Origin of the sequence: Spiroplasma phoeniceum P40, from assembly GCF_003339775.1 — a bacterium.
GTDB lineage: Bacteria > Bacillota_I > Bacilli_A > Mycoplasmatales > Mycoplasmataceae > Spiroplasma > Spiroplasma phoeniceum.
This window is the reverse complement of record NZ_CP031088.1, coordinates 1266412-1279770: the sequence shown is the minus strand read 5'-3', so window position 1 is coordinate 1279770 and position 13359 is coordinate 1266412. Positions and strand designations below refer to the sequence as shown.

The 13359-nt window shown below is 25.2% G+C and carries 21 protein-coding genes; 11 read left to right on the top strand and 10 right to left on the bottom strand.

The genetic code is table 4. The features are described 5' to 3' along the window. Positions 1-215: 215 nt before the first annotated feature. The 4 genes from SDAV_RS07870 (at position 216) to SDAV_RS07855 (ending at position 2534) form a co-directional block, all read left to right on the top strand. The gene (locus SDAV_RS07870) at positions 216-1235 is read left to right on the top strand and encodes a hypothetical protein (protein WP_114565182.1); all 1020 of its coding nucleotides are present in this window, start codon (positions 216-218) and stop codon (positions 1233-1235) included. Between the two features lie 10 nt (positions 1236-1245). Further along, positions 1246-1518, top strand: a complete 273-nt coding sequence (locus SDAV_RS07865; protein WP_114565181.1) for a hypothetical protein — start codon at positions 1246-1248, stop codon at positions 1516-1518. Beyond that, positions 1502-1774: a hypothetical protein gene (locus SDAV_RS07860; RefSeq protein WP_114565180.1), complete on the top strand. Its 273-nt coding sequence runs from the start codon at positions 1502-1504 to the stop codon at positions 1772-1774. The genes SDAV_RS07865 and SDAV_RS07860 overlap by 17 nt, the downstream gene beginning before the upstream one ends. A gap of 139 nt (positions 1775-1913) precedes the next feature. Further along, a complete protein-coding gene (locus SDAV_RS07855; RefSeq protein WP_114565179.1) occupies positions 1914-2534 on the top strand; it encodes a hypothetical protein in 621 nt (206 codons plus the stop codon). Between the two features lie 288 nt (positions 2535-2822). Here the strand turns inward: SDAV_RS07855 and SDAV_RS07845 are convergent, their stop codons facing one another. The 10 genes from SDAV_RS07845 to SDAV_RS12175 form a co-directional block, all read right to left on the bottom strand. Next, positions 2823-3377, bottom strand: coding sequence for a TRM11 family methyltransferase (locus tag SDAV_RS07845; RefSeq protein WP_151202522.1), 555 nt, complete (start codon positions 3375-3377; stop codon positions 2823-2825). A 23-nt stretch (positions 3378-3400) separates the two neighbouring features. Next, entirely contained in the window at positions 3401-3724 is a 324-nt protein-coding gene (locus SDAV_RS07840) for a hypothetical protein (RefSeq protein ID WP_114565176.1), read from the bottom strand. 118 nt (positions 3725-3842) lie between these two features. After that, positions 3843-4757, bottom strand: coding sequence for a recombinase RecT (locus SDAV_RS07835; RefSeq protein WP_114565175.1), 915 nt, complete (start codon positions 4755-4757; stop codon positions 3843-3845). A gap of 1 nt (position 4758) precedes the next feature. Beyond that, on the bottom strand, positions 4759-5439 hold the full coding sequence (locus SDAV_RS07830; protein ID WP_114565174.1) for a hypothetical protein: 681 nt from the start codon (positions 5437-5439) through the stop codon (positions 4759-4761). Continuing rightward, on the bottom strand, positions 5439-5723 hold the full coding sequence (locus tag SDAV_RS07825; RefSeq protein ID WP_114565173.1) for a hypothetical protein: 285 nt from the start codon (positions 5721-5723) through the stop codon (positions 5439-5441). Before SDAV_RS07825 ends, SDAV_RS07830 begins: the two co-directional genes overlap by 1 nt. Then, positions 5723-6001: a pentapeptide repeat-containing protein gene (locus SDAV_RS07820; RefSeq protein ID WP_114565172.1), complete on the bottom strand. Its 279-nt coding sequence runs from the start codon at positions 5999-6001 to the stop codon at positions 5723-5725. Before SDAV_RS07820 ends, SDAV_RS07825 begins: the two co-directional genes overlap by 1 nt. 1 nt (position 6002) lies before the next feature. After that, positions 6003-6371 carry a pentapeptide repeat-containing protein gene (locus SDAV_RS07815; protein WP_114565171.1) on the bottom strand — a complete coding sequence of 123 codons (369 nt, stop codon included), beginning with the start codon at positions 6369-6371 and terminating at the stop codon, positions 6003-6005. A 1-nt stretch (position 6372) separates the two neighbouring features. Further along, complete coding sequence (locus SDAV_RS12185) at positions 6373-6510, bottom strand: hypothetical protein (protein ID WP_186823365.1); 138 nt, start codon at positions 6508-6510, stop codon at positions 6373-6375. A gap of 112 nt (positions 6511-6622) precedes the next feature. Beyond that, a complete protein-coding gene (locus tag SDAV_RS12180) occupies positions 6623-6769 on the bottom strand; it encodes a hypothetical protein (RefSeq protein WP_186823364.1) in 147 nt (48 codons plus the stop codon). A 2-nt stretch (positions 6770-6771) separates the two neighbouring features. Then, complete coding sequence (locus SDAV_RS12175) at positions 6772-6936, bottom strand: hypothetical protein (protein ID WP_186823363.1); 165 nt, start codon at positions 6934-6936, stop codon at positions 6772-6774. Between the two features lie 685 nt (positions 6937-7621). Between SDAV_RS12175 and SDAV_RS07810 the strand changes: the two genes are divergently transcribed. From SDAV_RS07810 to SDAV_RS13410, 7 genes are all read left to right on the top strand, one after another. Then, positions 7622-8125, top strand: coding sequence for an orotate phosphoribosyltransferase (locus SDAV_RS07810; RefSeq protein ID WP_114565170.1), 504 nt, complete (start codon positions 7622-7624; stop codon positions 8123-8125). Positions 8126-8389: 264 nt separating this feature from the next. Further along, entirely contained in the window at positions 8390-8920 is a 531-nt protein-coding gene (gene infC / locus SDAV_RS07805; protein WP_114565169.1) for a translation initiation factor IF-3, read from the top strand. Between the two features lie 44 nt (positions 8921-8964). Continuing rightward, positions 8965-9159 (top strand): 50S ribosomal protein L35, encoded by a 195-nt coding sequence (gene rpmI, locus SDAV_RS07800; RefSeq protein WP_114565168.1) that lies wholly within the window; start codon positions 8965-8967, stop codon positions 9157-9159. Between the two features lie 24 nt (positions 9160-9183). Further along, complete coding sequence (rplT, locus tag SDAV_RS07795; protein WP_114565167.1) at positions 9184-9543, top strand: 50S ribosomal protein L20; 360 nt, start codon at positions 9184-9186, stop codon at positions 9541-9543. Positions 9544-9678: 135 nt separating this feature from the next. Then, positions 9679-11460, top strand: a complete 1782-nt coding sequence (gene uvrC, locus SDAV_RS07790; protein ID WP_114565166.1) for an excinuclease ABC subunit UvrC — start codon at positions 9679-9681, stop codon at positions 11458-11460. Positions 11461-11514: 54 nt separating this feature from the next. Further along, a complete protein-coding gene (locus SDAV_RS07785) occupies positions 11515-12270 on the top strand; it encodes a DeoR/GlpR family DNA-binding transcription regulator (RefSeq protein WP_334199356.1) in 756 nt (251 codons plus the stop codon). Between the two features lie 521 nt (positions 12271-12791). Continuing rightward, positions 12792-13241, top strand: a complete 450-nt coding sequence (locus SDAV_RS13410) for a hypothetical protein (RefSeq protein ID WP_245938332.1) — start codon at positions 12792-12794, stop codon at positions 13239-13241. Positions 13242-13359 lie beyond the last annotated feature (118 nt).

Below are 13359 nucleotides of genomic sequence, written 5' to 3'. Positions count from 1 at the left end.
TGCAGCAAGAGCTGTTTTAGAAGAGACAGAAAAAAAGAAAGAATTGATTATTTATAGAAAGAATTGGCTATTTTAAAAGAACAAGTAAAAAGAAATTCAGGAACAGGACTAGTTATAGAAACCAATGAATCTGAACAAAATAGTTCTAATAATGAAACACAAAATGTATAAATGGGATTTGATCCACAAAGCAAAACAATTATTGGAGGTTAGTCATGGCAGTTACATTTAAAACAATACAAACTTTTTTTCAAAATAATTGAAGATTAACAAATTTGTATGGTGCTTCTAAAATTGCTGCTTTATTTCCAAATCAATTGCAACAAGATGGTGGTGCATTTAAAGCAGAAGTATTTTTACCTATTATGAACGAATCTCAAACACAAACTTATTGAGATACAGTTAAAGGATTTGATGAAAAGTATGTAACGGAAGATTTAAAAAAAGTACAATTAACTCAAAATTTTACTGTTTATAATCGTATCAGCAAAGTTGATAAATTAGCTGATAATTGAGCCGAGAATAAATTAAAAATAACTGATTCTCAAAAAGCTAAAATTTTGGATAAATATGTTTTATCAAAAATTGCATCCGGAGTTAAAGATTTAGTACCAAATCCTGTTAAAATTACAAAAGAAAATTTTGTTGATGAATTAAAACGTTTAGAAGTATTAGTAGAAGATAACTATGCTCATTTAGAAGATATGATTATTTTTATTGATCATGTAGTTGTAGCTGCTATGGTTAATGCTAAAATTCAATTTACTCAAACTTCAATTGAAGGAACTTCTGCGACTATTAAAAGTGCATTAGGATTTAATTTTATTGAAGCATCAATTGGAAAACTAGGATTTCAATTTTTACCTGTTTTACCGCAAGCATTTGCGTGGGTATTAGCTGTTGATTTACAATTGCAAGCTGGTGAGTATACACATGTTCCATTTGTTGGGCAAAAATTTATTGTTGATAATGAATTTTATGAATGTGCTATTGTTCAAAATAAATTTGTATTTGGTTACAAAACAGAAACAGAAACAGAATCTGAAAAATCTTCTATTTCGCATGAACAATTGGATCAAGCAAAAAACTTAGCAAAATCATTAATTATTACTTCATTACCAGCTAATTACAAAGATGATCAAAACTTTACTAAAGCACTTGAAGAATTAATCAAAGCCGATACGATTGATAAGATTTATGAAGCAAAAGATAAAATTTTGGAATTAATTCAATAAAATCCCGAAAATGGCTAGAAAAATAATTGATGTTCAATTAGTTACATATAAAAAAAGAATATTATATCAACCAAATATACAAAATGAAAATTGATTTTGAATATTTTTGAAAATGTTAAGATTTCAGTTTGTTGCTATTTCTTTAGGAGTGTTAACTGGTGGTTTAGGAGCTGCAGTTGCGCAAGGATTAAATGCAACACAATTAACAATTTCTACAACAAGAATAGCTATTTCCTCATTATCAAATTTTTTAGTAATGGAATTTAATGACATTATTAAATAAAAATGTTAATTTGAAAAATACATTATTAAATTTGTTTTTTTCTGTTAATGAATTTGGAAAATTAGGTAGAGGAATGAGGCAACAGAAATTATTAAATTTCGCCAATCAAGAAAAAATATTTCAAAAAATGGGTTTAAATTTTGAAATTAAAAATTTTTGACAAGCACAACAAAAATTAGCAATGACTGATATCATTACTAAAAATAAAGTAGTTTTAAGATTTGGAAAAGAAGTAACAGAAAATGAAATTTTGTAAAGTATTGCAGCAGTTGTTCAAGGTGAAATGAAAAAGGAATTAAAATAATTTACTGTAGAAGAATTAAATAGTTTATTAGAAATTGAAAAAATATTATTTAAAATAGATAAAAATTTAATTCCTAAATATAATAATTTAGATGCAAAAAATATGATTAATATTTAAAAAAATAAGTAATATTTCATTAGATGAATTTTCAAATCTAAATGATATTGATGCAGTTGTGATTTTATCAGATTTAGCTAAAACAAAAATTGGTAATGAAACAATTTTAAAAATTAATCAGTATCGATTGAGTTATAAATTTCAAAAAAGTTTAATTGAAAATTTTATTAAGATGAAAAGAAAAATAATTAATTCAGTTAAAAAAATTAATCCATTTTATTGATTAGAAAAATTAGTTAATAAATTAATTGATACTATTAAGAAACAATTACATACTATATCTGAAAAAATATCATTATCTATTAATAAATTAGTTGTTAATAACAGTAAAAAAATTATTTTTGAATTATTAATACCATGTAGACCAGATTCATTTTTATTAGGATTCAAATTTGAACCTATTGGGTTAAGCGGAGAAGGAATTTTAGAAATTTATAAAAAAGATTATGTTTCTAAAAAAACAGGTAAAATTTCAAGTTATAGACCTGTTAGAGTGTTTACAACTTTATTGGAAGTTAAACAATTTGCTACAAGCGAACACCAAAATTCTTATTATTTAGATAATTGAGAATTGGGATGAGGATATAGACAATAAGAATTTGCTATATTGAATTTGTTATCACCTAAAATTGCAAATATAGTTAATTAAAATATTAGATTTTTTCAATTACTAATATCTATTCCTACTTTAATTAAAACATTTAGTATTTCTAAATCACTTGAAAAAAAGCTACTCAATTTAAAAATAGATCAGCAAATAAATTTTTTGGAATTTTATCATCTACTATACCTGGTTTAAGTTTTTTTACACCATTTTTACTATGCTTATTTATTTGTAATTTAATTAAATTAATATCTTTAATAGTAGGGTGTTTTATATTTCCTATAAATTGATTATTGCTATTAGTAATTTGATAAATAGTTTTCATATCTTGATTTCAAACATTACTATAAGAAATTGGTTTTTTGTAAATATATAAACATAATTCTTTATCTTTACGATATGCAGCATTAGTAGATGCATCATTTGTTTTTTGTAAATTATTAATTCAAACTTTAAGTTATAATTTTCTATTTCAATTAAATAATCTTTTAATTGTTGTTTTAATAAATAAATTATAAAATTTGGTTTTTTAATAATTCGCATTCATTCTTTAAAATATGATGGTATATCAAAACTACTAATAAATTCACCCTGTAAAAATTCAAGTTCTCTTTTACGAATTTGATATTGAATATTAGAACAATTAGGATCTTGTATTTTTTTTAAATTATATTTAATATGCTTTTCTTTATTTTCTAATTTTTTAGCAATATCAGGGTAAAGGTAAGGTGGATCAGTTAATATTAAATCAATACTTTTATCAGATATTGTTTTTAATATTTCTAAACTATCACCTAAATATAATTCACCTAAATTAGTTTTCATAATTAGCAATAATAATTGCATCGCGGAGATGATTACTTATTTTTTTCATTATTATAAAATCAACCTTTACCATATTGATAAGTTAAATTAGTATCTTTATCATATTTTCATAAACAACTATCATTATATTTACTTAAATTTTCCATATTTTTAACAACTGATTTAGTATATTTTGGTGATATAAAATAAGGACAGAATGAAAAACTAAGTCCTCCAATAAGATTAAATTTATTTTCAATTTCAATAGCACCTAATACTCTTAATAAATCATCTCTATCTTTTGAACCATTAGCATTTGTTGGTAAACAATTTTCAATATATATTTTACATTCTTGTTGTTCTCCTATATATTCCAAGATTTTTAATACATGTATTGTTCATTCTTTGCTTATTATTTCTGTTTTATCTACAATTTGTTATTTATATAACAAACAATACCAGTAGTACCAGTTCCTGATGGGTCAATACCTATTTTTATCAAGCGTATAAATCCTTCTCATTATTATTAACTGCTGGTACTACATTTGAGATATCTTCTTCTTTAACTACATTATCGTTAGTGTCCGCTATTTCTGTATAAGATGGGGTATTTATATTATTTAATAAGGGTTCATCGCTCATCTGTCCTTTATTTTTGGCGACAGTAGTATCATTATCAATATAAATATTTTCATCATTAGTAGTTATAACTGATTGATCTGATTTATATGCTTGCTGTAATTCTACAGACATAATACCTCATTTTCTTAATAATGATGTTAATACTGTTTTTAATGCCATTTCATCAAAAGTAGAAATATAAAATGATTTATTTTTAGCATAAGTTTTAGAATACTTCATAAAATGATTTTTCATTTGTTCTTTTGTCATATATAAAGTTTTTTCAAACCCATTAACCATTTTAAAATATGCTACATAGCCTATAATTTGCAATTTTTCTCGTTCATCTTCATTTTGTACTCAATTAAAACTAGTTCCTTTTAAACGGTCATAAGTTACTAATTCACCAACTCTAACACCTGATACTGACATATCTAAATATTGACCGCTTCTTTGTGCTAATTGAATATAACCTTTATATCCCATTTGAAATTGTGCTTGATTAACTCATTCTTGGATTTCACGACCATTAATAATTCTTGTTATTTTAGTATTATATGGAACGACATAAGCATAACCAAATTGTTTTTCCATTGGTAAATTTAATAAAACACCTTGATAACAAGCAGTCATAATAGTTCTTGGGTCTGCTTTTTGTAATAAATCATTGCTATTTGAGATTGCTACAATATTACTTTTAAATCTTGCAATTTCATTTTCATTAGAAAATTTACTTTTTATTCATTCATTTACCTTATCTGTTTTTAAAAATTCAACAATATTTGTCATTTTATTTCACTCCTTTAATTTGAATATTTATTCCTTTAATACCAACTACTTTATTATCAGTATTTGTATCTCATTGTGCTTTAATTGTATTTTTAACTAACTTTTCATCAATAATTAAATATTTAATTAATTGCTTTAATTCATATTGATTAGCATTTTCTAAAAAATCATCATTAATACCTAATATTTCAATATCTTTTATTAATAATTTTTCTTTACGAAAATTACTAGTAATAATTTTTAATTCTTGTTCTTGTTTTGCTACACTTTTAATTTCTAAAAATTGTTCTTTTTTATGATTTTCAACAATTTCATTTTGTTTTTGAAATTGAATATCAATGACACTATTTTTTAAATAATCTTGATTATTCTTAATATTTTTTTCTAAATTTAAAATAACGTTTCTAATAGAATTTAATGGATCTTTAAAATTTTTTATTAATTCTAATAGTTCTCTAAAAACATAATCAATTTTTGAAACTACTAATTTTAAATCTTTTAGTGATTGTGATTTATATTCTCCATTTATTAATCAAGCTTGTTGTCTGTATATAAATTCTGCTAATTCTTGTCCATTTTCATCAATTCATTTTTTAATATTTAATGCTTTTAAACTTAATTCTTTAAAATCATTACCTTTAATTGCAAAAGGAAAAGAAACATTTTGAACTATATTTTTCATTATTTCACATCCTTACTAGGCAATTTGTAATATTTAGAATTATCCTTTAAACAATAATCATAATCATTACCCCAACGTTGCATTGAACCATTTACATAATACATTTCAGTTAAAACACCAAAATCTTCTTTAAATAATTGTTTTTGTTTTAATTCAGCAAGTTCTTTTTTAAGTGCTTCATTTTCTGCTTTAAGTGTTCGTATTTTGCTATTAAGTGCTTCATTTTCTCATTTAATTGCTTGAATTTTGCTATTAAGTGCATCAATTAATTCTGTTATATTCATTATTCATCCCCCTCAATAACAGTTAATTGGTCTAATTGTTGCTTGGTGATTTTAACACCTTTTAAATTAGCATTATATAAATCAGCATCTTCTAAATCAGCACCTCGTAAATTAACACCTTTTAAATCAGCCCAATGTAAATCAGCATCTTTTAATTTAGCACAAGATAAATCAGTATATTCTAAATCTAATGGTTCATTTTCTAAATAATCATTTATTTTTTGTTCTTCAACAATAATATCTGTTAAATCTTTAATTAAATCTTGTAATGTTTTCATTTTATAATTCCTCTTCAATAACAGTTAATTGTTCTAATTGTTTTTTTGTAATTCTAGTACCTTGTAAATTAGCACCTTGTAAATCAGCGCGATATAAATTAGCATCTTGTAATTTAGCGCCTCGTAAATAAGCACCTTGTAAATCAGCATCTTGTAACTTAGCATATTGTAAATCAGTACCTCGTAAATCAACAAAAGATAAATCAGTACCTTGTAAATTAACGCCTTGTAAATCAGTACCTTGTAAATTAGCACTTCGTAAATAAGCACCTTGTAAATCTAATGCTTCATATTCTAAATATTCATTGATTTTTTCTTGTTCAACAGTAACTCCTGTTAAATCTTTAATTAAATCTTGTAATTTTTTCATTTTATAATTCCTCCAAATTCTTTTCCATAATTAATTTTTCAATATAGTCATAAGCACTTTCTTCTGAATGACATTCTTCTAATGCTTCATTAAATAAATCTTCTCCTGCGTAAACTTTGCCATCTTCATCTTTTCACATATTATTTATCCTCCTTTAATATAAGTTCCAAGAATTCCAGTTTCTTTTTTAATTTTTCTATGTAATTATTTATTGATACAGTATTATCTTTTCCATCTATTGTGAATAAGTGTTACATTTCTTTATTAAAAATCTTAATTGCATCATATTCATCATAACTTCCAAATCCATAGGAAATTTTATAACAATATTCATCATCTAATTTATTAATAATTTCTTTTTGAAATTCTGATAATTGTAAATTTCTAATTTCTTTCATAATTATTTATTTCCTTTTCATTTAATATTTTTTAAATCAATAATAGTTGTTTCAAAATACTTTTTATTTTTAGCAGTATTCTCTGCTTCTTCTAAGGTATAAAATAATTCAGTATCTATTCCAAATATAATTTCTGATTTTGATATTAATAAATATCTTTTTTCCATAATTTAACTCCTCCTAATTCTTTTTAGTATTTAATGCTCAATGTTCATCAGTAATTTCATCTTTTGAAACTAGATAACTTCTAAGCATTAATTCATTTATTTTGTTGATAGTTTTTTTATTTAACTTTTTCATCTTTACCTCCTTATTATTAATTTTGGTAATTGTTGTTATATTAACTACAATGTTCTACAATTTGTAGTTGTTTGTATAGTTAAGACGCCATATAATTACATTTCTTCATCCGCACCATTTCAGGTCAAAGCGTTCAGTTTTTAAAATAAATTCACTCGCACCTTGAAGAACCTAATGCTAATCGCAAATTTATTTATAAAGTGACCATCTCTATTTTTATTGTGGTTTGATGTTGACCCCGCACTTATCACCACTATCGCTTATTAAAGCGTCTATTATTTCCAGACTGATTACTGTTGGGTTAGACCACCAAAATATCTATTAAATTGTTAGATTGTTTTTCAAATAAAAAAACAACCCTTTAACAAGAGTTGCTTTTTTCCTACTTCATCTTTTATTCTACAAATTATATAAATGTCTTAATTACGAAAAAACGAATATTAGAGACGAACGTCGTGGCTGAAAAAAATTGGATGCTATTAATGCATTTGAATTTACTTTGTCATTTTTTATATTTAATTTAGTTGATTTAAAAATTAATAAAAAAGCGGTATACTTAATCTAACGATAGAACTTGTCTTAAATGTATATGGTTTCCACAAAAGGTTTGCTGAACTTATTAATACTAATTTCGGACAAGATAAAATTGATAATATTTTTGGAACAGCAACAGCAGGAATTCCCCATGCTGCTCTATTAGGCCATTTATTACAATTACCATTTGGGTATGTTCGTAGTAGTAAGAAAGGTCACGGAAAACAAAATCAAATTGAAGGAGTCTATGAAAGGGGGCAAAAGGTTGTGGTCATTGAAGATTTAATTTCTACAGGTGGGTCAGTTATTGAAGTTGTGAAAACTTTACAAGCGGCTGGTTTGGAAGTTGTTGCGGTATTAGCATTTTTTAGTTATCAATTAAAAAAAGCTACTATTGCTTTTGAAAGTTTACAAGTTCCTTTATATACATTAACTAATTTTGATAGTTTAGTAACAACTAATGGTTTGTTGTCAAAAGCAGAACAACAAATTTTAAAAGAGTTTCAGCAACAATTAGAGTAGAAGAATACAATGATTTGGATTAGTAAATTAATTTAAAATATCTTATTAATATTATTGACTAAATTAAAAAAACATCATATAATTAATATTGAAAAATGTTAAAGTAGTTAATGCTCACCTATGCCCTTTAGTGTGGTTAATAGGTTTTACAAGATAAAATTAAAGTTTTTAATGATTATATTTTAATCATTTAAGAAGATAATTCTTGTTAATGAAAGCGCTACTTTTGAGCGTTTTTTTAATTAATTAAAATGGAGGTATTGGATGAATCAACCCAATAAAAACAATAAAAATATCGAGCAAGTAAATTATGATATTAGACCACGTGAAGTTTTAATTATTTTAGATGATGGTAATAAAGTTGGTCCTTTAGGGCGAAATGAAGCAGTTCGTTTTGCTGAAGAAAAAGGTTTAGATTTATTGTTAGTATCAGCTGCTTCAAATCCACCGGTAGCAAAATTGGTTGATTATGGAAAATATAAATACGAACAAAAGAAAAAAGACAAAGAAAATAAGAAAAATCAACATGTAACTGAAAATAAAGAGATGCGTTTACGAACAGGAATTGGTGAACATGATTTGGAATTTAAGGCAAAAAAAGTGCGTGAATTTCTAACTGATGGAAACCGTGTTAAAATTTCTTTAAAGTTTCGTGGTCGAGAAGTTGCAAGACCTGAATATGGTAAAGAAACATTAGATAAATTTTTTGGTTATATTGAAGATTTGGCAAAGATTGAAAAAGAACCCCAGTTAAATGGCTTGTTTTTAGATATGTATGTTGTACCAAAAAAATAATTAATTAAATTAACTTTTAAAAGAAAAGACAAGGAGGAAAATTTATGCCAAAAATGAAAACGAAAAAATCTTTAGCAAAAAGAGTTAAAATAACAGGAACAGGAAAATGAAAGATTGCGCATGCATATACTTCACATTTAGCCCAAAATAAAACAACAAAACAAAAACGTCATTTACGTAAAGCTGGTTTAATGGACCAAACTGATCAGAGACGATTAAAACAACTATTACAAGGATAAAGAAAGAGAAGGGAGTATTAACAAATGGCAAGAGTTAAAGGCGGACCAACAACAAGGAAACGTCGTAAAAAAATTATTAAAGAGGCAAAAGGATATTTTGGAACAAAATCAACTCATTACAAAAAAGCAAAAGAACAAGTAATGAAATCATGAGCGTATGCTTTTCGTGATCGTAAGCAACGTAAAAGAGATTTTCGTTCATTATGAATCCAAAGAATTAATGCTGCAGTACGTGAACATGATATGTCGTATTCACAATTTATGAATGGTTTAAATAAAACTAACATTGAAGTAAATCGTAAGATGTTATCAGAATTAGCAATTCATAATCCAAGTGAATTTAAAGTGTTAGTAGAAAAATCAAAACAAGCGTTAAAAAATTAACAAAACTACTTTTCTGAAAAGTAGTTTTTTATTTTAATATTAAGTCCGTTTTCTTATCTTGGATTTTTTATGATGAGTTGCTAATTGTTTTAATTAAGCATAAAATATTAACAAAAATAAGGGGAAGAATGAAAAATGTCAGAAAAATTATCGTTAAAAGAGCAAGTTGAGATTTTACCAACTAAACCAGGATGCTATTTATTTTACAATAATTATCATCAAGTATTATATGTTGGAAAGGCAAAAAACTTACGAAGTCGTGTTAGTTCTTATTTTAACAAAGTGTATAATTTTAAAACAACCCGCTTAGTTCAAGAAATAGTTCGTTTAGAAACAATTATTACGAAAACTGAAAAAGAGGCACTAATTTTAGAACATAATTTAATTAAGCAGTACAAACCAAAATACAATATTTTGTTAAATGATGATAAACATTATCCTTATATTGTAATTACAAAAGAAAAAGACCCTCAATATTTGTATGTTCGTAATGTTCATCAAAAATATGCTCGCTATTATGGACCATTCCCAGAAGGGAGTCATGCGCGGGAAATTATTAAAGTCTTAGAACGATTATATCCTTTACGTCGTTGTAAAGGAAATCTTGGAAAACCTTGCCTTTATTATCATATTAATCAATGCTCAGGTGCTTGTTTTAAATCAGTTCCTTCAGAGTATTATACAAAAATGATTAAAAAAGTTCATAATTTTTTTAAAGGTAATTTTACTAAAACAAAAAAACTAATAGAGAAAAGAATGTTTCAAGCCGCAGATAACTTACAATTTGAAGAAGCACATAAATTAAAAGTTTTAATTCGAAACTTAGATTGAACTTTATCATCACAAACAGTTGAAATGTTAAATCAAAATGATGATTTAGATGTGATTAGCTTATATCAAGCTACTGAGCATTTAGTGTTAACAACTTTATTTTATCGTGCTGGAAAATTAAGCTATAAAGATTATGAATATTATCATCTTGATTTTGCTGAAGATTACCAAGAATTATACCGCTTATACTTGCAAAATATTTATCAAAAAAATATTTTACCCACAAAAATAATTGTTAACGAGGCAATTGCATTACCAGAATTAAACTTGTTATTTGATAATCGTGTTTTTCATCCTAAAACACCAATTGAAAAAACAATTATGAAGTTAGCGACTGAAAATAGTTATGAATCTTATGTCCAATACCAGACAACTGCCCAACGAGAATTAAATAATGCTGAAGTTTTAAAAGAGTTACAAATGCTTTTAGGTTTATCAGAATTACCATATTTAATTGAAATGATTGATATTGCTAATATTAATAATGAGTTTGTGACTGGTGGGGTTATTGTTTATAAAAATAGTCGTCCATCACGAAATGATTATCGTAAGTATAATTTAGAAATTCCATATCAAGATGATACGCACCGTATTGCGGCGGTTGTTGCTCGTCGTTATCAAAAGATTATTCAAGAAGAACAAGCCCTTCCCAATTTAATTATTATGGATGGTGGGATTCAACAAGTTAATGCTTGTTTAAAAGAACTAGCAAAATTAGATTTATCAATTCCCGTGATTGGTTTAGTTAAAAATGATCATCATAAAACTGACCATTTACTTAATTTAAAAAAAGATAAAGTATATTTGGATAAAAGTAGCCGTTTATTTTTATTTTTAACAAGAATGCAAGATGATGTTCATAATTTTGCAATTACTAGTTTTCGCCGCCGGCAAACAAAAGCTTTGACAACAAGTATTCTAGAAACAATCCCGGGGTTTGGAAAACAACGAATTAAATTATTAAATCACCATTTTGAAAGTATTGGTGCAATTCAAAAAGCAAGTGATGCTGAATTATATCAATTATTGCATAATAAAAAACTTATTGAAAATTTAAGAAAATTTTTGGAACATTTTGGTAAATAACTTTTTTTCGGTATAATAATTAAGTACAGAATTAAACAATGAAAGGAGTAGAGAATTATCCATCGAGTCCAACGAAAAGATTTATTATTAGCATATTTGTGTCAAAAACTTTTTCACGAAATGAATCATGTTCTTGAATATGTTCGAAAATATAATATTTCACCAACAACTGCGCGCCGTGATTTAAAAGAACTTGAAAATGAAGGAATTATTACAATGTATTATGGTGGTATTAATTTTTTAGGAGTTCATAATAAAACATGTAATATTAATGTTCGAACAAGTAGTATTAATTTTGATAAAAAAATGATTATCGGAAAAAAGTTAACAAATTTGTTAGAAAAAAATGATGTTATTTTTGTCGGAGCAGGATCAACTTGTGAAATTTTTGTTACTTTAATTGATAAACCAATAAAAATTGTCACTAATTCATTTCGAATTTTACAATTGGCAAAAGATAATCCTAATGTTCAATATAATGTCTTATTTGGAGGCAAATTACGAGAAAAATCACAAGCTTTTTATGGTTCGTTTTGTGAGGAAAGTTTATCATTAATTCAATTTTCAAAAGTTATTTTTTCAGCAAATACAATTGATAAAACTGGCGCTGTTTTCAAAAGTAATGAAGAAGAAGCGCGGGTTGAATTAGCAGCCTTAGCACGGGTTCAAGTTAAAATTTTATTAGCTGATAGTACAAAATTTGATAAAGTTGGGTTTTTTAAATTTTATGACGTTAAAGATGTTTCATATTTAGTAACGGACAAAACAGAAGTTATGAAACAATATGATTTTAATGTTAAAGTAATATAAAACTTTGTTGTTAAACAAAGTTTTTTATTTGAAAGGAAAAGTTAACTTAGGATGGTAATTTTTTGCTTGAAAGGAGGTTAAAATAGATTTAAATAATGTCCAACATGTATGTAACCAAATTGAAAAGTTTGAATTTGAAGAATTATTTACTGTGCTAGCAAAAATTGAGAAAGTAGTAAAAGACCGTACCGATGAGGTAGATTAGGAAAATATTTTCATTAAACTCTCATTTTTTTTTCATTCCATTGTTATCTAAATTTTATTAAAATCTAATTGAAATCTGAAGGGATTAAACCATGGAATGAATAGGTGGGTAATATGAAATTAAAAACTAATATTCTTGAGAAGTTATAGGAAATTATTAATCATAATGATGATACTGTTAATGGTATTTTTGCACAAACTATTTTAAATTTTGCTAAAGTATCAAATGAAAATTTTATTATTAATGCTGTTGCAGAAACATCACATACAAGTGTTTCATCGGTGACAAAGTTTTGTAAAAGTTTAGGTTTTACAGGATGAAAAGAATTTTATATTTTTTTTTTTTTTTTCGCTATGAATTAGATAATTTAAAAAAAATTAATAATTTTTATCGTCTTAATCCATCAAAAAATACTGTTAATGATTTAGTATCAAACCATAGTGCAATGATGACAAAATTATTAAATGAAAATTTATCATCAATTTTAGAATTAAAAACAATGCTAAAAAAAAAAAAAAATTATTTGATTGGTGAACATACACATTTAGATTTATTAATTAATTTTTATCATCAATTGTTAGGAATTGGTTTTGATGTAAGTGTAACAACACATGAATTTATTGCTAAAAAATTTTTAGAACGATTAAGAGATGATGATCTTGTAATTTGAATTATTATTGATACAGATCAAACTTATTTATTTAATGTTTTAAAACATACTGATAAAACTTTACCGTTAGATAATATTAAATTTATTTTAAAATAAAATTCACCGATTATAGAAACTAATTTAACAACAAAAACATCGATTATTATTAATGATCGGTGCAAAATGTATACCCACCAAATTATTTATAATTATTTATTTATTATTTTTAATGCAA